Genomic DNA, 17,912 nt, shown 5'->3' with positions numbered 1-17,912 from the left:
TCGATGATGGTCCCGTCGCTCGCGCTGGTGCCAGGCGAGCCGGCCGGGATCGGGCCGGAGCTGTGCATCCGGCTCGCCCAGCAGCTGCGCTCCGATGCACAGCTGGTTGCATATGCCGATCCCGACACCCTGAACAGCGCCGCAAAGGCGCTGTCTTTGTCTGTGCGCCTGCTCGACCCCGATCAGCCGGCACGCATGCCGGGCGACCTACCGCTGTTTCCGATTCGCCAGCCCGTCCCGACCCGCTTCGGCATTGCCGACCCGGCCAATGCAGCGGCCGTCATTGCCGGCCTGCGTACCGCTGCCGGCGACTGTCTTGCCGGCCGACGGCAAGGCATCGTGACCGGCCCGGTGCACAAGGCAGTCATCAACGCCGGCGGGATCGCCTACACCGGCACCACCGAATTGCTGGCCGAACAGGCCGACTGCCCGGTGGTGATGATGCTGGCCAACAGCATCGTGCGCGTGGCACTGGTGACTACACACCTGCCGCTGCGTGCAGTGGCCGATGCGATCACCGCCGACGCCGTTGCGCGCTGCCTGCGCATCACCCACGCCGCGATGCGTCGCGACTTCGGCCTGGAGCACCCACGTATCGCCGTGCTCGGCCTCAATCCCCACGCGGGAGAAGACGGCCACCTGGGCCGCGAAGAACTGGACATCATCATCCCGTTGCTGGAGCAGCTGCGCGGTGAAGGCATGCAGCTGATCGGCCCGTTGCCGGCGGACACTGCCTTCCTGCCACAGAAACTGAGCGGCTTCGACGCGGTGGTGGCGATGTACCACGACCAGGGCCTGCCGGTGCTCAAGTACAGCGGTTTCGAGCAGGCGGTGAACATCACCCTTGGCCTGCCCTACCCGCGCGTGGCGGTGGATCACGGCACCGCACTGGAACTGGCCGGACGCGGCATCGCCGATCCATCCAGCCTGATGGCGGCAACCGCGTTGTGCGCACGCTTGGCGGCACGCGGCTGAGCGCGCGCCCCACCTGCGCGATCGCCGCAGGTTATGAGCGTCCTACCTTACTGTTACAGCCTGGACGCGCAGCACCGACACCGCGTGCAGCCGCCGGCTCCGTTAAACTGCGCGCATGAATTATTCCTTCAGCGCACCGGCCAAGAAGTCGCTTGGCCAGCACTTTCTTGCCGACCGGTATTACATCGACCGGATCGTCCAGGCGGTGGACCCGCGCGCCGGCCAACACCTGGTCGAAATCGGCCCCGGTCAGGGCGCGATCACCTTCCCGCTGCTACGCAAGCATGGCGCGTTGACGGTGATCGAGTTCGATCGCGACCTGATCGCACCGTTGACTGAGGCCGCTGCACCGATCGGCGAACTGAGCATCATCCATCGCGACGTACTCAGCGTGGATTTCACCGAACTGGCCAACGGCACGCCGATCCGGTTGGTCGGCAACCTGCCTTACAACATCTCTTCGCCGATCCTGTTCCATGCGCTGGACCATGCCGCTGCGGTGGCCGACATGCACTTCATGCTGCAGAAGGAAGTGGTCGACCGCATGGCCGCCGGTCCCGGCAGCAAGGTCTACGGCCGGCTCAGCGTGATGCTGCAAGCGTACTGCGAGGTCACCGCGCTGTTCGTTGTGCCACCTGGCGCGTTCCGGCCGCCACCGAAGGTGGACTCGGCAGTGGTGCGGCTGGTGCCGCGCGACCCGGCCACGGTGATGATCAACGACCGCCGCCGCTTCGCCGATGTGGTGCGCGCCGGCTTCGGGCAGCGCCGCAAGACCCTGCGCAATGCCATGTCCACCGTCTGCGAACCCGCGCATTTCGAGGCAGCCGGCGTGCGTCCGGATGCCCGCGCCGAACAACTCGAGGTCGCCGATTTCATTCGGCTGGCCAATGTCGAGCTGGCTTGAGCGCCGCTCCCACACCGTTTTATTTAGACTTTTCCCATGCAAGATGATCCGCGCTATCGGGTCGAGGTCGAGGTGTCGCCGCGCTTCCTCGCTCATCAATCGACCCCGGAAGAAGGCCGCTATGCCTTCGCCTACAGCATCCGCATCCATAACGCGGGCGCCGTGCCTGCACGCCTGATCGCGCGCCATTGGCAGATCACCGACGCCAACGGCCGCACCGAGCAGGTGGATGGCGAAGGCGTGGTCGGCGAGCAGCCATGGCTGCGCCCCGGCGAAGCCTTCCATTACACCTCCGGTGTGCTGCTGGAAACCGAGCAGGGACAGATGCAAGGTCACTACGACATGGTGGCCGACGATGGCACCGAATTCACCGCCCCGATCGCCGCCTTCGTGCTGAGCGTACCCAGGACGCTGCACTGATGACTGCTGGATTGATGGAGCGCACGCGATGAGCGTCTGGGCAATTGGCGACCTGCAAGGGTGCTACGACATTACCCAGCGGTTGCTGGAAAAGATCAATTTCGACCCCGCACAGGACACGCTGTGGTTCTGCGGCGATCTGGTCAACCGCGGCGGGCAATCGCTGGAAACGCTGCGGCTGGTGCATTCGCTGCGCGCGCACAGCGTGGTGGTGCTGGGCAATCACGATCTGTCGCTGCTGGCGATCGGTGCGCGCTCGGAGGAAGAGCAGCGCAAGGTCAATCCGGATCTGCAGCGCGTGGTGCTGGCCGAGGACCGCGACGTGCTGCTGGACTGGCTGCGCATGCAGAAGCTGGCCCACGTGGACCGCGAGCTGGGCTGGATGATGGTCCACGCCGGGCTGGCGCCGAAGTGGACCACGCAGCTGGCCGAAAAGCATGCGCATGAAGTCGAACAGCAGCTGCAAGGCGGCGGCTATCGCAAGCTGTTGCGCAACATGTACGGCGATCAGCCGGGATGGTCGCCAGGCCTGAGCGGGTACGACCGCAGCCGCGCGATCATCAACCTGTTCACGCGCATGCGCTATTGCACGCCGCGCGGCCGCATCGCCACCGACGACAAGGGCACGCCGGGCACGCAGGCACAAGGACTCTACCCGTGGTTCGAGGTACCGGGCCGGGTCGAGCGCGATCTCAAGATCGTGTGCGGGCATTGGTCCGCGCTGGGGTTGACGATTACCCAGGGCGTGCATGCCATCGATACCGGTGCGGTGTGGGGCGGCAAGCTCACCGCCCTGCAACTGGATACCGACGAATTGCGCGTGGTGCAGGTTCCGGGACGCGAAGTCACTGCCCCGACCGCACCTGCCGCGAATGCTCCACGGCGTCCACGCGAAGGTCAGGGCCGCCCGCGCGGGCGTGGCCGCGGTCGTGGCAATGGTGGCGGCAATGGTGGCGGCAATGGCGGTGGCGGCAACAACGCGGGAAATGCAGGTAGCGGCACTGCCGCACCGGCCAAGCCACAGGGTGGCGTCGTTCCTGAGTAAGAGCGACTCACCAACCGGCTGCGCCCCCATGCGGGCGCAGCCGTTGCTCGGACCGGCATGTGCCACGCGTACGCTGCGCTCAGGTGCGCCGTGCAAGGCCAACGGGCAACCGCTCGCTAGGTTTTTCTTTAGCGGCGCTTAGTTGTATGGAATCGGGTGCGCTGATCGCGCGCTGCGTCCTTGCCGGCTTAGCGACGCAGGTAATCCACAAAGGAAAACGCAAACGCATGGCGGTCATCGGCCGCATGCGTCTGGCGATGCGCTGGCACCCATACCGCCGGGTCGATCGGTGGGAAGTGCGTGTCGGCCCCATCCACCGCGGTGTCGACCTCGGTCACCGCCAGCACGTCGGCACGCGCCATCGTCAGGCGATACACCTCGCCGCCGCCGATCACGCATAACTCCTGCGCGCCCTCCTGCTCGGCACGTTCGATCGCCTGATCGACCGACGCCACCGCCTGCATGCCCTCGAACGGCACTTGCCCCGAGCGCGTCAGCACCAGGTTCAAGCGCCCCGGCAATGCGCGCCCGAGCGATTGCGCTGTCTTGCGCCCCATCAGGATCGGCTTGCCCATCGTCAACGCCTTGAAGCGCTTGAGATCGTCCGGCAGTTTCCACGGCAGATCGTTATCGCGACCAATGGCGTTGTTGCGGTCCAGCGCCACGACGAGCGAAAGCTTCAACATCACTGGACCTTCTTGTTTTCAGCCATGGAACCGCACAGGAGTTTGATCCCGGAGATGGCATCCAGCACGTCCTGCTGCAGTGGCGCTGCGCCCGGCCTGTCGAATTTGATCCAGGCAAACGAGGTACCCAAGGGCACCAGCCACTGCGTCAGCCGCGTGCCATCGGCACGCGAAGCATCGGTACGGTAAGTCTGCTGCGCATCGAGCTCGACCCACTCGGCCTTTTCACGTGTCAGCTTCTTGTCCAACTGAAACGTCACGGCGGCCAATCGCTCCATGCCCTTGGCCGAATTCAGTTGGCCGATTGCCTGTGGGCAACTCATTTCAATCGTGACCGGCCCAATCGCACCGGGCTGCACGTTGGTCAGCGTGATGATCGCGCTGGCGTCGACATTCGGATGCGTCGGATTGGATGGCGCGATCGTCGCAGTCACACCATCGGGCAGCTGCAGGCGACCGGCCGGACCACGCACGGTTTCGGCGAACGCCACTGCATTCGTCGACGCCAGCCCGATCAAACCGATGAAAACCAGCAAACGCCTCTGCATACGTTCCTCCTTGATGACGTGATTACTAGACCGCCACCGGCGCCTTGATCGCCGGATGCGGGTCATAGCCTTCGATTGCGATGTCCTCGAAGCGGAACGCGAACAGGTCGGTGACATCGGGATTCAGGCGCAAGGTCGGCAATGCGCGCGGGGTGCGCGTCAGCTGCTCACGTGCCTGTTCGAAGTGATTCGAATACAGATGCGCATCGCCCAGCGTGTGCACAAAATCGCCCACGCCCAGGCCGGTGGCCTGCGCCACCAGATGGGTCAGCAGCGCATAACTGGCGATATTGAACGGCACGCCCAGAAAGATGTCGCCGCTGCGCTGGTAGAGCTGGCAACTGAGTTTGCCGTCGACCACGTAGAACTGGAACAGGCTGTGGCATGGCATCAATGCCATCTGCGACAACTCGCCGACATTCCAGGCGCTGATCACCAGCCGGCGCGAATCCGGGTTACGTTTGATCTCATCGACCAGCCACTGCATCTGGTCGATCTCTACGCCGTCCGGGCCGGTCCAACGCCGCCACTGCTTGCCATACACCGGGCCAAGGTCGCCATTGTCATCGGCCCATTCGTCCCAGATGCGGACCTGGTTGTCTTTCAGATACCCGATGTTGGTATCGCCCTGCAGAAACCACAGCAGCTCGTGGATGATCGAGCGCAGATGCAGCTTCTTGGTGGTGACCAGCGGAAAACCGGCATTGAGATCGAAGCGCATCTGCCAGCCGAACACGCTGCGCGTGCCGGTACCGGTGCGGTCGGACTTTTCGGCACCGTGTTCCAGCACATGCTGCAGCAGATCCAGATACGGCTTCACTTCGCCGCCTCCACCGTTACGGCGGTCGGCACCACCGGCTGCAACACCGGTGCACGGCGCGACATCGCCAGCAAGACCAGCCCCACCGCTATCAACGGCAAGCTCAGAATCTGGCCCATCGTCAGCCAGTTGAAGGCCAGATAGCCGATCGGTGCATCCGGCACACGCACGAATTCCACGATGAAGCGGAACACGCCATACAGCAGCGCAAACAGCCCCGACACCGCATAGCGTGCGCGCGGCTTCATCGAGAATGCCCACAACACGACGAACATCACCACGCCTTCCAACGCGGCTTCGTACAGCTGCGACGGATGGCGCGCGAACCGATCCAATGCGCCGGCGGCGTATTGCGCGTGAATCTGCGCTGGCGCGATATCGGCCAGTTCCGGCGCATGCGGGAAGATCACGCCCCAGCCGGCCTGTGTGAACTTGCCCCACAACTCGCCGCCGACAAAATTGCCGAGCCTCCCGAAACCAAGGCCCAACGGCACCAGCGGCGCGACAAAATCCATCACGTCGAAGAAGTGCAGGCGATGCTTGCGCGCCCACAGCCAGCAGGCGATCAACACGCCCAGCAGTCCGCCGTGGAAGCTCATGCCGCCTTCCCACACCTTGAACAGGATCAGCGGATTGGCCAGGAAGGTCTCGAACCCATAAAACAGCATGTAGCCGATGCGCCCGCCCAGCACCACGCCGAGCATGCCGTAGAACAACAGATCGGAAAAACCGTCCATGTCCACGCCGGGCAGACGGCCGCGCAGGATGCGCGAGCGGCCCAGCGCCCAGGCCGAGAAGAAGGCGGCCAGATACATCAAGCCGTACCAGTGCACCTGCACCGGGCCAAGCGAGAAGGCGATGGGGTCGATGGCGTGCAGATAGATCATGCGGACCGCGTATCACAAAAAAGCGAGGCGTCTATTCTGACACCTCGCACGCCTTCAGCCTAAGAGCTGGGGCCGATCGGGCAGCTCGTCTTCATGCTGCATCTCCGCGCCACGCGGGAAATGCTCGACCAGCAGCTCGGTCACCGCTTCGATCCCCGCCAGGACGGCCACCTCGTACTGGCGCTCGCGCAGGAACTGCTGCATGCGCCGGCACACTTCCGCCCACTGCGCCTCCGGCACCTGGCTGCGCAAGCCGCGGTCGGCAACCACTTCGATGGCGTGGTCGGCCAGCAACAGATAGATCAGCACTCCGTTATTGGCTTCGGTGTCCCAGGTGCGCAGCTGCGCGAACGCCTGATCGGCGCGCTGACGAGCGGTGTGGGCGCTCCACAGCGCCCCGAGCGGCAGGTCCGCTTCGACCGCCACCATGATCTGGCCGGTATGACTGCGCTCACTGGCGGCCACCGCCGCGGTGATCGCATCCATGCAACTGGTCGGAAACCTGCGTTGCGCCGACGGCGCGAAAAGATGCCTGAGCCACCGCATTACCAACTCCCCGAGGCGCCACCGCCTCCCGATGATCCACCGCCGCCGCCCCAGCCGCCGCCGCCAAAACCACCACGGCCACCACCCCCGAATCCTCCGAATCCACCACCGCCCCAGCCACCGCCGCCGACAAAGCGCCCCGGCGAGCCAGAGACCAGGCCCGCCAGCAGACCGATGACGGCTGCACCGGCGCTGGCGAACAGCAACGAGGTAAACAGCAAGGCGGCGCCCCCGGCCGCGACGCCGGTCAGCACGGCGCGCAGCGGACGCGGCAGGGCGCCGAGGATGCCGCGCGCCACCATCGCGACCACAAAGCCGATAAACAGCGCCATGATCCAACCGCCCCCACCTACCCCATTGCCGACGCCACCATCGGCGTGACCGCTGACCGGTTCCGGGAGAGCTTCTCCTTCAATCAGGCCCGCCAGCGTCGCGGTCGCATCGCGGATACCGCCGCCGTAGTCGCCCTCGCGGAACCTCGGCGCCAGGTACTCCTGGATGATCCGGTTGGCCACGATGTCGGGGATGGCGCCTTCCAGGCCATAACCGGGCTGGATGCGCACGCGGCGATCGTCCTTGGCCACCAGCAGCAGCACGCCGTCGTCCACGCCCTTGCGCCCGATCTTCCATTGATCGAACACGCGCTGGGTGTACTGCTCGATCGTCTCCGGTTGGGTGGTCGCAACGATCAGGATCTGCAGCTGCGCGCCCTTGCGTTGCTGCAATGCCAGCGCCTGCTGCTCAAGTTGCTGGAGCTGCGCCGCATCCAAGGTGCCGGTGACATCGACCACCGGCGAGCGCAGTGGAGGGATGGCAGCAAGATCCTGCGCCAGCACCGAGGCGGGCAGCAGCAGTAGCGCCATGATCCAAAACACCCACATGTGCGTTTTCCGCATTACCAACTCCTAGCTGATAAGTACTGACAGTGAATCAGCAATGACACTTAGCTTGGCTCACACAACGTAGCGAGCAGTCGTCAGGTGGATATGGACGGCACGCTCAGAACCGGAGTGTACGAGTGGCACATGCCGCACCAAGCACCGGCCGCGCCCGCCTGGCGGTGAGCACAGTCGTTGTGCTGGCCGCTCTTGGCTTTCCCTTCTCCCTGCGGGGAAGGTGCCCCGAAGAGATAAATGAAGGAACGAGCGAAGCTACGTGCAGTGTCGTTACACGACGGCTTCGTCCCTCACACCCACCCCGCTCCTGAGGGAGAGGGGCTTGATGCCGCGCATTTGAACGTTGGTTGATCACGCAGGCGATAGGTTGCTTGCCATCGCACACGTAACGATTACCTCGACATGCCGTGCAGCACACCGCGCAGTAGTTGAGACTGCGCAGGTGCATGTATCTACTGTGCCGGCTGCGGCTGTGGCGGTTGTTGCTGCGGCGCTTGCTGATTGCCGAAGTCCACTTGCGGCGCGCGCGAAATCTGCGCTTCGTTCTCCACGCTGAAATTCGGCTTGGGCTGGTAGCCGAAGATCTTGGCAGTGATCACCTGCGGAAACGAGCGGATATAGGTGTTGTAGTCCTGCACGGTCTGGATATAACGGCCGCGGGCCACGGTGATGCGATTTTCGGTGCCTTCCAGCTGCACCTGCAGATCGCGGAACGACTGGTCGGACTTGAGCTGCGGGTAGTTTTCGCTGACCACCAGCAACCGCGACAGCGCACTGCCCAGTTCGCCCTGCGCCTGCTGAAAACTCTTGAGCGAGGCTTCGTCATCGGCATTGACCTGAATCTGCCCGACGCGTGCGCGCGCATTGGTGACTTCGGTCAGCACCTGACGCTCCTGCTGCGCATAGCCCTGCACGGTGCGTACCAGGTTGGGAATCAGGTCGGCACGACGCTGGTACTGGTTAAGGACTTCCGACCAACCGGCTTTGACGCCTTCTTCTTTTTGCTGGATCGCGTTATACCCGCAACCCGACAGCGAGGCTGTCAGGATCAGCAACACCACAGCGCGCATCAGGACAGACATGCAGGCGATTCCGTTGAAAGAGAGCCGCAGCATGCCACGCGCCAAGTCAAACCCGCATGCACATGCGCCTGCCAGGCGTGCGAGGGGTAGTGCGCCCCGAAACGACCGGCAGTCCCTGATGAGCAACCACGTCGATCTGCGGTCCGTGGCGACGGCGCTCGCACCCTGAGGCGAGCCCGTCGACGCATGGCGCCGCGTATTGACAGGCCATGCGTGCCGCGCGAGCTCACGCCCCGCTCCACCCTGAGTGCACCAAACGCAAGGTGCGAATGTCGTGTGCTGGAGCAACACGTGGGGCTTGGTCGAGGAAGACATGTCCAGCGCAGCCGAGCGCAGCAGCGCGCGGCTGCCGACGCAGGAGATCGCCTTGCGTCGGGGTGTCTGCGTGCCTGCGTGCCTGCGTGCCTGCGTGCCTGCGTGCCTGCGTGATCAATCAGGATGTGGCGCGCAACCGGATGACCGTCAAGATCGCACCCGTTTCAAAACACCCGCGGCAGCAGAATCAACCCCCAGCACAACAGCACATTGATCAGCAGCAGAAACACCGCTGCCGATCCCATGTCCTTGGCGCGACCGGCGAGCACGTGGTGCTCGGGGCCATAGCGTTCGATCACCGCTTCGATGGCCGAATTCAACAGCTCGGCGGCCAACACGATCAACAACGGCGCGATCAGCGCGATGCGTTCCAGCGGCGACTGACCGAGCCAGATGCCCAATGGAGCCATCACCACGGCCAGGCAGACTTCCAGCCGGAATGAAGATTCATGCAGCCAGGCTGCACGTAAGCCCTGCCACGACCAGATCGCGGCCTTGAGCATGCGGCGCGGTCCGCGCGGCACGTGTCCCAATTGATCGGCCATGCGTCAGTGCTTCCGGCCGCAAGGGCACGTCAGGGGACAAGAAGAACGCATGGCATGATCGCTGCTGGGGAAAGTGCGAATCTTGCACCGTGACGCTGCGCATCGCCAGCCACGGCCCGGTTTGCCCTCAGCTCGCAGACTGCTGCACCATGGGCAGCCCGCTCTCTCGCTGCAGGTTTCCGTATGACTCGACGCGTCTTGCGCACACTGCTGTGCACCCTCGCACTGCTCTCCAGCCAGGCCATCGCGCAGGCCCATCAGGCCCCACACACCGCGCCTACGGTGCCCGCGCAGGTGTCCAATGCGGCCTGGGAAGACGATATGCAGCGCTTTGCCGCCAGCGATGCGCGCCAGCCGCCGCCCAAGCATGGCATCGTGTTTGTCGGTAGTTCGTCGATCCGCTTCTGGGACACGCTGGCGCAGGATTTCCCCGGCAAACCGGTGATCAATCGCGGCTTCGGCGGCTCGGAGGTGCGTGACAGCACCTGGTACGCCGACCGCATCGTGATTCCGTATGCGCCACGCCAGGTGCTGCTGTATGCCGGCGATAACGATCTCAACAGCGGCCGCACGCCCGAGCAGGTCCGCGATGACGTAGTGGCGTTCGTGGCGCGCATTCGGCGCGACCTGCCCGATACGCGCATCAGTTATCTGTCGATCAAACCCAGTCCCTCGCGTGCGCAGTTGCTGCCGTCGGTCATCGCCGCCAATCGCCTGATCAAGGACGCACTTGCGCCGCTGCCGCGCGTGGATTTTGTGGATGTCTACACGCCCATGCTCGATGCCAATGGCAAGCCGCGCCCTGCGCTGTTTCGCGAGGACATGCTGCACATGACTGCAGACGGCTATGCCCTCTGGCGCAAGGCCGTGGCGCCGGTGTTGGAGCAAAAATAAGGATCAGCGAAGCGATCTGGTGGAACAGCTCACGCCGACGCTATCGAACGGCGACAACGCGCCTGGCAAGCACCACCCGACCTACGCCACCACCACCGCCACCGAGGTCCCTAGACCTGCCTCGCTGTGCAGCTCGATCCGCCAACCGAAGCGGTCGCAAAGACGCCGTACGATCGACAAGCCCAGCCCGGTGCCCTGCGGGCGCGTAGGGTCGGCACGAAAAAACGGCTCGAACGCACGCGCACGCGCCTCTTCGCTCATGCCGATGCCGGTATCGCGCACCACGATGCGATCCTGGCTGACTTCCACTTCGATGCTGCCGGTGTCGGTGTAGGCGCAGGCGTTGCGCAGCAAATTGCTGAGCACCACCCGCATCACCCGCGGCGGCGCGAACATCTGCAGGCTGCCGTCGCCGATCATCCGCAGCGATACCGGCTTGTCGCCAAGTAACTCGCGGGCGCTTTCGACCTCTTCGCCCGCCAGTTCGGCCGCATCGAAGGTCTCGCTTTGCGGATCGATCTCCGCTTCGCGCGCCAGGATCAGGAACGCATCGATCACCGCTTCCATGTCGCGGCCAGCGCGCTGGATGCGGCGCAGGCTGCGCTGCGTGCGTTGCGACAGCTCCTCGTCGGCCAGCGCCATGTCGCTGGCCACACGGATCACCGTCAGCGGCGTGCGTAATTCATGACTGGCATCGCGGGTGAAGTTGCGCTCGCGCGCGACGTGGTCGCTGACCTTTTGCCCGAGCGTGTGCAAAGCCGCAGCCAATTGCCGCGTTTCGCCCTGCAGTTCCGCAGGCAGCCGCTCGGGTGCCAGTTCGTCCACATCGGGGTTGCGTGGATCCCACTGCGAAACGCGCCGCGCCAGCCAGCTGATCGGCGACACCAGGCGCTTGGAAAGCCGGTAAGTAAACCAGGACACCCCGTAGATTCCCAACAACACCACGATCGCCGGCACCACGCCAAACCACAGCGTCAGGTGGGCCGCGCGCGCGCGCGGAAACACCAGATACAACCGGCCTTCGGGGCGTTGATCGACATACACCAGCGCATCGGCTGCGGCCACTTCGCTAAAGCCGGGCGACAACCGCTGCAGCACGCGCGGCGCGGTGTCGCGGCCCGTACCGGCTGGCGAGAAATACCCTTGAATATTGCGCGTATCCGGCGGCGGATGATCCGGCGCGCTGCGCTGCATGCGCCAGAAGTGCACGGCCTCATCGGCGAGCACGGTGCGCACCAGGCTGTACTTGATCACGAAGGAAATCAGATACCCGCCCAGCACAATCGCCAAGCTCGCCAGCGCGACCTGCAGCAGGAAGGCGAGACGTATTTTTCGCGGGAGCCCGTGTGGCATTGCTGCATCCAGGGGAGAGCGCCGGATTATAGGCAACGCTTCCGTGAGTCCGTCGTGCAGCCAAACGGCAGCACGGGAGAACGAGCGGCGCGTGTGCGCCTACAGGATCGGCCGGCAGCCAGTCGGCAGCCGGCCGGCGACATCAGGCCATCGGTTGGGCGATGTCGGCAATGCGATAGCCGGCGCTCTGCACGGTGTGCAGCAGCGGGCGGTCGAACGGCTTGTCGATGATCTTGCGCAGGTTGTACAGATGGCTGCGCAGGGTGTCCGAATCCGGCAGCCCATTGCCCCAGATCTCGCGCTCGATTTCCTGGCGTGTCACCACGCGCGGCGATTCGCGCATCAGGATGGTGAGCAGGCGCAGGCCGATCGGCGAGAGCTGCAGCTCGGTGCCGGCACGGGTGGCGCGCATGCTGACCGGGTCGAGCACCAGGTCGGCGACCTTGAGCACTTCCGAGCCCACCTGACGACGCTCGCGGCGGATCAGCGCACGCAGGCGCGCTTCCAGTTCCTGAATCGCGAAAGGCTTTGTCAGGTAATCGTCGGCGCCAAAACCCAGGCCGGTGAGCTTGTCGTCCAGCGTGTCGCGGGCGGTCAGCATCAGCACCGGAGTGGACTTGCGTGCGTCGTTACGCAGACGGCGGCACACTTCGATCCCGTCCAGGCGTGGCAGCATGAGGTCCAGCACGACCACGTCGTAGCTGTTCTCGGCGGCCAGACGGTAACCGTCCAGTCCGTCCTGCGCATAGTCGACCTCGAAGCCACGGCCTTCCAGGTACTCGCCGATCATTTCGGAGATATTGCGGTTGTCTTCAACGACCAGCACGAGGCCGGACGTTTCCTTGGTCTGACGCATGGACTTTCCTCGGTCTTCAGCTTTGTGAAACATGCCGGATCGGCGGTGGAAAGCATGTGAAGACCAAATAACGTTACATGACGCGCCTGGTTCAGCGCGCCAGCAGCGGGCGCAGCGCGGGCCACACCGTTTCCAGCACCTTGGGCTGCGCCGCCGCGGTCGGATGCAGGCCGTCGGCCTGCATCAAGCCGGGCTGCAATGCGACCTTCTCCAGGAAGAACGGCACCAACGCGGTTTTGTACTGTTTAGACAGGTCGGCGTAGGCAGCTTTAAGGCGCTCGCGATAGGCCGGGCCGTAGTTCGGCGGCACATCGATGCCCAGCAACAGTACCTTGGCGCCGGCCTGCTGGCTAAGCTGGATCATCTTTTCCAGGTTGCCCTTGAGCTGGGCCGGGGTCAGCCCGCGCAGGGCATCGTTACCACCCAATTCGATCACCACGACGCCGGGGTGGTGCTTTTGCAGCAGGCCAGGCAACCGGGTCAGCGCGCCCGATGTGGTCTCGCCGCTGATGCTGGCATTGACGACCGGCGGTGGCGTCGCCATGTCACGTTTCAGGCGTTGGTCGAGCAAGGTGACCCAGCCGGACTGCACCGGGATGTTGTGCGCAGCGCTGAGGCTGTCGCCGACCACCAGGATCGGTGCGGTCGCAGCCGGACTTTTGGCAGAGGCAATTCCCGGCGCAAGCAGGGACAGTGTCAGCAGCCACAGGGCCAGCGCGCCATATCGCAGTGTTCTTTCACGCATTCGGAGATTCCTCATCGACAGTCTGGCCCCCCGCTCCAGCACCCGCACCGCCATCGACGTCCGCGAGGTCGGCAAATCCGTCAGTGGACCGGAGGGAACACTTCACATCCTCGACAACGTCAGCTTGACGGTCAGTGAAGGCGACAGCATCGCCATCGTTGGGGCGTCCGGTTCGGGCAAGACCACCCTGCTCGGCCTGCTCGCCGGGCTGGACCTGCCCACCCGCGGCAGCATTGCGCTGTCTGGCCAGGACCTGGGCCAGCTCGACGAAGAAGCGCGCGCAGCCTTGCGCGCCCGCGAGGTCGGCTTCGTGTTCCAGAGCTTTCATCTATTGCCGGCGCTCACCGCCGAGGAAAACATCGCGCTGCCACTGGAACTGGCCGGGCGCGAAGATCCGGCGCGAGTGCGTGAAGTGCTGGAGGCGGTCGGCCTGAGCGCACGTGCGCGGCATTACCCGCGCCAGCTGTCCGGCGGCGAGCAGCAGCGCGTGGCGCTGGCGCGCGCGTTCGTGGCCAAGCCGCGCATTCTGTTTGCCGACGAGCCCACCGGTAGCCTGGACCAAACCACCGGCGCGCAGATCAGCGACCTGTTGTTCGCGCTCAACGCCACCAGCGACACCACCCTGGTGCTGGTGACCCACGACATGACCCTGGCGCAGCGCTGCCATCACATCTACCGCATCGACAGCGGCCGTTTGCACGCACAGACCGGCCCGACCGCATGAACGTACTGCGGCAGGCCGCACGTGCGGTACGGCGGGAATTCCTGGCAGGCGACCTGCTGACCGTGTTCGCCGCGTTGGTACTGGGCGTGGCGGTGATGACTGCGGTCGGGACCCTGGTGGACCGGGTGACCCTGGCGCTGACCTCCAGCGCGGCCGAAGTGCTGGGCGGCGATCTGGGTGTCACCGGACGCCAGGAGATCCCTGCCAACTTCACCGACGAGGCGCAGCGACGTGGGCTGCAAAGCACGCGCATGGTCAGCTTCCCGAGCGTGTTGTTTCATGGCGAGGCCAGCCAGATGGCCAATATCCGCGGCGTCGGCGCCGGCTACCCGCTGCGCGGTCAGTTGCTGGTCTCAAAAGGCGCTAGCGACCCGGAAGGCACTCCCGCCACCGCACCGCCGCCGGGCCAGGCCTATGCCGACCCGCGCCTGCTGGAAGCCCTGGGCCTGCGCGTAGGCGAACAGCTGGAGTTCGGCGCCGGCCATCTGACCATTACCGGCGTGCTGCGCGCCGAGCCGGATGCCTCAGGCGAATTGATGCAGCTGTCGCCGCCGCTGCTGGTCAACCGCACCGACATCGAGGGCGCCGGTCTGCTGGGGCCGGGCAGTCGCGCCTCGTACCGGTTGATGTTTGCCGGTGCGCCGAACGCGATCGCCGACCTGCGCACGTGGCTCAAGCCCCGCGCCAGCGAGTACCGCCTGGTCGGCATCGAAGACACCCAGCGCGGCATGCGCGCCGCGTTCGATCGCGCCGGGCGTTTCCTGGCCCTGTCGGCATTGCTGGCGGTGTTGTTGTCCGGCGTGGCCACCGCACTGGCAGCCAATCGCTTTGCGATGCGGCGCATTGACACCGTGGCGGTGCTGCGCTGCCTGGGCGCAAAACAGCGCGACATCCTGGCGATGCTGTCGCTGCAATTGCTGTTGACCGCCATCCCGGCCTGCCTGGTCGGCATTGGCTTGGGCATGCTGGCGCAGGAAGGCCTGGTGCAGGCGCTGGGCAGCCTGATCCCGAACCGGCTGCCGCTGCCGCAGGCCACCCCTGCGCTGGCAGGTGCAGGCATCGGCCTGGTGCTGCTGCTGGGCTTCGGCCTGCCGCCACTGCTACGGCTGCGCAACGTGCCGCCGATGCGCGTGCTCAACCGCAGCTTTGCCGCGGTGCCGCCGAGTTCGTTGCTGGTGTATGCGGCCGCGTTGGCCGCCACGCTGGCGCTCACCGTATACGCAACCGGCAACCTGGTGCTGGCCGGCTGGGTGTTGGGCGGCCTGGCCGCGCTGGCGGTGGTAGCGATGCTGCTGGGGCTGGGATTGCTGACGTTGCTGCGGCCAATCCAGCACCGCCTGCGCGGGGCCTGGAAGTTGGGCCTGGCCTCGCTGACGCGCCGACGCGGGTTGAGCGTGGTGCAGTTGGTCGGCCTGTCGCTGTCGCTGTGCGCGCTGTTGCTGCTGGCGGTGGTCGGCCCGGGCCTGCTTGGTCAATGGCGCGACCGCTTGCCTGCGGACACGCCCAACTATTTCCTGATGAACATCCAGCCCGAGCAGACCGAGCCGGTACTACAGACTTTGCGCGGCCTGGGCGTGGACAACGCGGCGGTGGAGCCGTTTTCCACCGGGCGGCTGATCGCGATCAACGACAAGCCGCCGGTGCGCGGCGATCGCGACCCGCAGGACGATGGCGATGGCGACAACCGCCCGGTCAATTTTTCCTGGCGGCATGCGTTTCCGCCGGCTAATACCTTGCTGCAAGGCAAATTCTGGAGCGCCGACAGCACCCAGGCCGAGGCATCGGTGGAAGAAGGCTGGGCACAGCGCTATCAGCTCAAGCTCGGCGACCGCATCACCTTGTTGCTGGGCGAACAACAGCGCAGCTTCACTGTCACCAGCATCCGCAAGGCCGATTGGGATTCGTTCCGGGTCAACTTCTTCCTGCTGCTCAACCAGGGCGCGGTAGGCGATGCGCCGTACAACCTGATTTCCGCCTTTCATCTGCCACCCGGCAATGCACCCAAGCTGGCATCGCTGAGCCGCGACTACCCCAATATTTCGGTGTTGGATATCGACGCGATTCTCGGCCGCGTGCGCGAGGTGATCGACCAGGTGGCGCAAGCCGTGCAACTGGTGATGGGCTTCAGCCTGCTGGCCGGTGTGCTGGTACTGCTGGCCGCGTTGCAGGCCACGGCAGGCGAGCGCCGCTACGACAGCGCGGTGCTGCGCACCTTGGGTGCGCGGCGCGGTCAGCTCCGTGGCGCGGTGTTGGTGGAATTCGGCGCATTGGGGCTGCTGGCCGCGGGCCTTGCGGTGACGGCTGCCGCCGTCATCGGCGCGGTGGTCGGGCAGCAGGCGTTCGACATCGCACTTGCGCCGGATTGGCCGCGGTTGCTGCTGGGCGGCGCATTCGGGCTGGCGTTGAGCCTGTTGGCGGGCTGGTCGGGCACCCGGCGCATTCTGTCCACGCCACCTGCGTTGGCGCTGCGCACGGAGTAACGCCGGCGATAGACGCGGCCGAGTGTTGGCCAATGGCCGCGTGCTGCGACGCGAGATGCGCTGCATGACCCACTGTCATGCAGCGCTGCGCCTTACGACGCGATCGGCAGCGCCCGTTTCGCAACGCATATACCTGCAGCGCATAAGCACCTTGCCAATCGTACGTTCGCAGCGGCGGCACGACTGCCTAGAGTGACCAGTCCGGCCGCCGTTCGGGCGGCCTTTAGCTGTCGTCGAGGTGCCACCGTCATGGCCAGCGTGAGTTCTGCAGCGCGCGTGCAATCGCCGCGCAACGATGCCGCCGCCGTGCAGACGTCCGGTGTGCGAATCGTGCCATTCGATGCGCCACTGGGTGCTGAAGTCCTGGGGCTGGATCTGTCGCAGCCGCTGGATGCCGCCACCTTTGCGCGCATCCATCAGGCGCATCTGGACCATCACGTATTGGTGTTCCGCGATCAACGCATCACGCCCGCGCAGCAGGTGGATTTCAGCCGCCGTTTCGGGCCGTTGCAGATCCATGTGCTGCGCAACTTTCAGCTGCGCGGGCATCCGGAAGTGCTGGTGGTGTCCAACATCAAGGAGAACGGCGAACCGATCGGGCTGGGCGATGCCGGGCATTACTGGCACTCGGACCTGTCTTACAAGGAAACGCCCAGCCTGGGCTCGCTGCTGCATGCGCAGGAACTGCCCAGCGACGGCGGCGACACACTGTTCGCCAATCAGCATCTGGCCTGGCAAACGCTGCCCGAGCCGCTCAAGCGCCGCGTGCAGGACCTGCGTGCCGAACATAGTTATCTCGCCAAGTACGAAGCGCTGCGCGCACGCAACCCGTGGCGCCCGGCGCTGACGCCCGAACAGATTGCCGAAGTCAAACCGGTGCAGCACCCCATCGTGCGCACGCACCCGGAAACCGGGCAAAAAGCGCTGTTTGTCAGCGAACACTTCACCACCCGTGTCGTCGGCTTACCCGACGAGGAAAGTGCTGCGTTGCTGCAGACCTTGTTCGAACACAGTACCCGCGATGCATTGGTCTACCGGCATCAATGGCAGGCGCACGACATGGTGTTCTGGGACAACCGCTCGGTGATGCATCTGGCTGCAGGCACGCCCGACCACCTGCGCCGCCGGCTCAACCGCACCACCATCGAAGGCGACGCGCCGTTCTGAGCGTGCGCCTGTCCCCTCCTCCCC

Annotated in this window: 19 protein-coding genes and 1 other RNA gene; 8 read left to right on the top strand and 12 right to left on the bottom strand. The window is 65.2% G+C overall.

Translation table 11 applies throughout. The features are described from left to right. The first annotated feature begins 3 nt into the window (after positions 1-3). The 4 genes from pdxA to ABQU90_RS00815 all read left to right on the top strand — a co-directional run bounded on the left by pdxA (position 4) and on the right by ABQU90_RS00815 (position 3,344). Complete coding sequence (pdxA, locus tag ABQU90_RS00830) at positions 4-975, top strand: 4-hydroxythreonine-4-phosphate dehydrogenase PdxA (protein ID WP_323515182.1); 972 nt, start codon at positions 4-6, stop codon at positions 973-975. A gap of 115 nt (positions 976-1,090) precedes the next feature. Further along, positions 1,091-1,879 (top strand): 16S rRNA (adenine(1518)-N(6)/adenine(1519)-N(6))-dimethyltransferase RsmA, encoded by a 789-nt coding sequence (gene rsmA / locus ABQU90_RS00825; protein WP_055851119.1) that lies wholly within the window; start codon positions 1,091-1,093, stop codon positions 1,877-1,879. 36 nt (positions 1,880-1,915) lie between these two features. Further along, positions 1,916-2,299, top strand: a complete 384-nt coding sequence (apaG, locus tag ABQU90_RS00820) for a Co2+/Mg2+ efflux facilitator ApaG/CorD (RefSeq protein ID WP_046964432.1) — start codon at positions 1,916-1,918, stop codon at positions 2,297-2,299. A gap of 28 nt (positions 2,300-2,327) precedes the next feature. Continuing rightward, positions 2,328-3,344, top strand: coding sequence for a symmetrical bis(5'-nucleosyl)-tetraphosphatase (locus tag ABQU90_RS00815; protein WP_323521710.1), 1,017 nt, complete (start codon positions 2,328-2,330; stop codon positions 3,342-3,344). 188 nt (positions 3,345-3,532) lie between these two features. Here the strand turns inward: ABQU90_RS00815 and ABQU90_RS00810 are convergent, their stop codons facing one another. From ABQU90_RS00810 to ABQU90_RS00770, 9 genes are all read right to left on the bottom strand, one after another. Then, a complete protein-coding gene (locus ABQU90_RS00810; protein WP_115528209.1) occupies positions 3,533-4,027 on the bottom strand; it encodes a dihydrofolate reductase in 495 nt (164 codons plus the stop codon). 2 nt (positions 4,028-4,029) lie between these two features. Beyond that, positions 4,030-4,644: a PLP-dependent aminotransferase family protein gene (locus tag ABQU90_RS00805; RefSeq protein ID WP_323521708.1), complete on the bottom strand. Its 615-nt coding sequence runs from the start codon at positions 4,642-4,644 to the stop codon at positions 4,030-4,032. Next, positions 4,604-5,398, bottom strand: coding sequence for a thymidylate synthase (locus ABQU90_RS00800; RefSeq protein ID WP_323521707.1), 795 nt, complete (start codon positions 5,396-5,398; stop codon positions 4,604-4,606). Before ABQU90_RS00800 ends, ABQU90_RS00805 begins: the two co-directional genes overlap by 41 nt. After that, positions 5,395-6,285 carry a prolipoprotein diacylglyceryl transferase gene (lgt, locus tag ABQU90_RS00795; protein WP_323521705.1) on the bottom strand — a complete coding sequence of 297 codons (891 nt, stop codon included), beginning with the start codon at positions 6,283-6,285 and terminating at the stop codon, positions 5,395-5,397. Before lgt ends, ABQU90_RS00800 begins: the two co-directional genes overlap by 4 nt. A 54-nt stretch (positions 6,286-6,339) precedes the next feature. Next, a complete protein-coding gene (locus ABQU90_RS00790) occupies positions 6,340-6,831 on the bottom strand; it encodes a TPM domain-containing protein (RefSeq protein WP_055851097.1) in 492 nt (163 codons plus the stop codon). Continuing rightward, entirely contained in the window at positions 6,831-7,727 is an 897-nt protein-coding gene (locus ABQU90_RS00785) for a TPM domain-containing protein (RefSeq protein ID WP_323521703.1), read from the bottom strand. The genes ABQU90_RS00790 and ABQU90_RS00785 overlap by 1 nt, the downstream gene beginning before the upstream one ends. A 54-nt stretch (positions 7,728-7,781) precedes the next feature. Then, positions 7,782-7,858: non-coding RNA, sX9 sRNA (locus tag ABQU90_RS00780), on the bottom strand. Positions 7,859-8,179: 321 nt separating this feature from the next. Beyond that, positions 8,180-8,809 (bottom strand): LemA family protein, encoded by a 630-nt coding sequence (locus ABQU90_RS00775; RefSeq protein ID WP_115527138.1) that lies wholly within the window; start codon positions 8,807-8,809, stop codon positions 8,180-8,182. A 479-nt stretch (positions 8,810-9,288) separates the two neighbouring features. Next, positions 9,289-9,669, bottom strand: a complete 381-nt coding sequence (locus ABQU90_RS00770; protein ID WP_055851088.1) for a diacylglycerol kinase — start codon at positions 9,667-9,669, stop codon at positions 9,289-9,291. 183 nt (positions 9,670-9,852) lie between these two features. Here ABQU90_RS00770 and ABQU90_RS00765 point away from each other — a divergent pair, with 183 nt between their 5' ends. After that, positions 9,853-10,563: an SGNH/GDSL hydrolase family protein gene (locus tag ABQU90_RS00765; protein WP_323521700.1), complete on the top strand. Its 711-nt coding sequence runs from the start codon at positions 9,853-9,855 to the stop codon at positions 10,561-10,563. An 81-nt stretch (positions 10,564-10,644) separates the two neighbouring features. Here ABQU90_RS00765 and ABQU90_RS00760 read toward each other — a convergent pair whose 3' ends face one another. The 3 genes from ABQU90_RS00760 to ABQU90_RS00750 form a co-directional block, all read right to left on the bottom strand. Further along, positions 10,645-11,916 (bottom strand): sensor histidine kinase, encoded by a 1,272-nt coding sequence (locus ABQU90_RS00760; RefSeq protein WP_323521698.1) that lies wholly within the window; start codon positions 11,914-11,916, stop codon positions 10,645-10,647. Positions 11,917-12,058: 142 nt separating this feature from the next. Further along, a complete protein-coding gene (locus ABQU90_RS00755) occupies positions 12,059-12,772 on the bottom strand; it encodes a response regulator transcription factor (protein ID WP_002811889.1) in 714 nt (237 codons plus the stop codon). A gap of 91 nt (positions 12,773-12,863) precedes the next feature. Continuing rightward, positions 12,864-13,532, bottom strand: coding sequence for an arylesterase (locus ABQU90_RS00750; protein ID WP_193552430.1), 669 nt, complete (start codon positions 13,530-13,532; stop codon positions 12,864-12,866). A 91-nt stretch (positions 13,533-13,623) separates the two neighbouring features. On the opposite strand from ABQU90_RS00750, the gene ABQU90_RS00745 reads away from it, so the two are divergent. From ABQU90_RS00745 to ABQU90_RS00735, 3 genes are all read left to right on the top strand, one after another. Next, positions 13,624-14,241, top strand: coding sequence for an ABC transporter ATP-binding protein (locus tag ABQU90_RS00745; RefSeq protein WP_269079390.1), 618 nt, complete (start codon positions 13,624-13,626; stop codon positions 14,239-14,241). Next, positions 14,238-16,721 carry an ABC transporter permease gene (locus tag ABQU90_RS00740; RefSeq protein WP_323521696.1) on the top strand — a complete coding sequence of 828 codons (2,484 nt, stop codon included), beginning with the start codon at positions 14,238-14,240 and terminating at the stop codon, positions 16,719-16,721. Before ABQU90_RS00745 ends, ABQU90_RS00740 begins: the two co-directional genes overlap by 4 nt. Before the next feature lie 249 nt (positions 16,722-16,970). Beyond that, positions 16,971-17,888: a TauD/TfdA dioxygenase family protein gene (locus ABQU90_RS00735; protein WP_115527134.1), complete on the top strand. Its 918-nt coding sequence runs from the start codon at positions 16,971-16,973 to the stop codon at positions 17,886-17,888. Positions 17,889-17,912: the final 24 nt, after the last annotated feature.

This window comes from Xanthomonas sp. WHRI 10207 (assembly GCF_040202975.1).
Lineage (GTDB): Bacteria > Pseudomonadota > Gammaproteobacteria > Xanthomonadales > Xanthomonadaceae > Xanthomonas.
The sequence above is the reverse complement of the archived record's forward strand: the minus strand, read 5'-3'. Positions and strand labels throughout refer to the sequence as shown.